Source organism: Gracilibacillus alcaliphilus (genome assembly GCF_016909015.1).
GTDB classification, from domain to species: domain Bacteria; phylum Bacillota; class Bacilli; order Bacillales; family Amphibacillaceae; genus Gracilibacillus; species Gracilibacillus alcaliphilus.
Map to the genome: position 1 here is coordinate 1 of NZ_JAFBFA010000076.1, position 1,858 is coordinate 1,858.

Annotated in this window: 3 protein-coding genes; all 3 read left to right on the top strand. The window is 40.6% G+C overall.

Annotated elements, in window-relative coordinates; all coding sequences use genetic code 11:
* A partial coding sequence (locus JOD18_RS24030) for a hypothetical protein (RefSeq protein ID WP_204672007.1) occupies positions 1–699 on the top strand: 699 nt, incomplete at its 5' end.
* A gap of 142 nt (positions 700–841) precedes the next feature.
* On the top strand, positions 842–1,138 hold the full coding sequence (locus JOD18_RS24035) for a helix-turn-helix domain-containing protein (RefSeq protein WP_204668382.1): 297 nt from the start codon (positions 842–844) through the stop codon (positions 1,136–1,138).
* Between the two features lie 8 nt (positions 1,139–1,146).
* Positions 1,147–1,773, top strand: coding sequence for an IS3 family transposase (locus tag JOD18_RS24040; protein ID WP_204672008.1), 627 nt, complete (start codon positions 1,147–1,149; stop codon positions 1,771–1,773).
* Positions 1,774–1,858: the final 85 nt, after the last annotated feature.

Below are 1,858 nucleotides of genomic sequence, written 5' to 3' on the forward strand. Positions count from 1 at the left end.
CACATGTGCAGGGTGCCATCACAAAACGGCATTCCATCTATCCTTGCCGAAAACGGCTTTATGACCAATCTTTATGATTTTGAATGGATATTTGGCAGTAAGAAAGACGAATATGCAGAGCGTTGCGCTACTGCTGCTTTTAATGCGATTCAGCGATTCTTAGGCGGGACAGTAGAACAGCCTGACAACAAAACGGCTGGCGTATCAACAGATAAGCCGTCTAAACCTAAGCAATCATCTAAGTCAATTAAACAGATGGCAACCGAAGTCATTCAGGGTAAACATGGTTCTGGTCATGCCAACAGAAGAAAGTCCTTAGGAATCAGTCAATCCGAATACGAGAAGGTACGTGCAGAGGTCAACCGTAGGTCTGGCGTGTCCACTTCTAAGTCAAAATCGAAGAATACAAAGACTATTGCACAGATGGCCACAGAGGTAATAAACGGTCGTCATGGCTCGGGGCACGCTAACAGACGCCAGTCATTAGGTATCAGTCAAGCACAGTACGCCAAAGTGCGAGCAGAGGTAAATAGGCGCGCAGGTGGTGGTTCGGCTTCCGGAAAATCAATCAGCCAAATGGCAACCGAAGTAATTCAAGGGAAACATGGCAGTGGTCATGAGAACCGTAGGAAATCGCTTGGTATCAGTAAGGCAGAGTATGAAAAAGTGCGTAAAGAAGTTAATAAACGATTAAAATAAAGGGGGTGAGATTAGTTTTATATTGATGTTTAGCTTATGTCTACAGATATGTAGCAAGCCCTCACTTTTCAGTGATATGATCCCCCCATAGTAGACAGAAAAAAGAAAGCACGTTAATCTGTCTACTATGGGGGGATTTTTTGTGGGAAAGAAACGAAAAACTTATAATATTGACTTTAAGAAGAAAGTTGTTAACCTTCATCTCAAAGATGGGATGGGTTATAACACAATAGCTAGAGAAATGAACATTGATAAAAATCAAGTAAGAAGATGGGTTAACCACTTTAAGGCTGAGGGAATAAAAGGACTTGAGGAAAAACGAGGTAGGGCAAGAGGAGTTGGTCAAGGCAGATCAAGAACCCGTCCTGAAAATCCTGATGAAAAGATCAAACGCTTAGAAGCAGAGAATGAAATGCTAAAAAAGCTCTTAAGGAAGTGAAAGGAGGAATGGATGAAGTACCAATACCGAAAAAGTATGAAGTGATCAGAGAAATGTCTAAGGGAACATATTCGATACAGCTGTTGTGTGAACTAGCCAAGGTATCGAAAAGTGGCTACTACAAATGGATAAAACGGCAGGAAACACCTAATGAAAAACGAATAGAGGACGAAGAAATCAAGAAGAAAATTATGGAATGCCATAAGAAATATAAGGGAATTTACGGATATCGACGAATCCAGGTATGGCTAAAGAAGATTTACAGTCTTCCTATCAACCACAAGCGCGTACAGCGACTTATGAGCGAAATGAATATACAGGCAGTTATCCGAAAGAAGAAGCCGTACTATGGAAAGAAAGAAGCCTATGTAATCTCAGACAACCATATAAACAGGGATTTTGCGGCTTCCAGGCCAAATGAAAAGTGGGTAACGGATATCACTTACCTGATTTTTAACGGACAAAAACTATATCTGTCCGCCATAAAAGACTTATATAACAGCGAAATTGTTGCCTACCATGTAAGCCGAAGCAATGACCTGAAACTGGTGATGGATACCTTGAAAAAGGCAAAGAAAAAAAGGAATGTAAAAGGAGTCCTTCTGCACAGTGATCAAGGGTTCCAGGGAGTGTAATATTAACTGTGTAAGTAAGAAATGCGTACGGTTTCTTACTCACACAGTTTTTTATTTGGTAGAATAAAAATATAAAGCTAAAGGA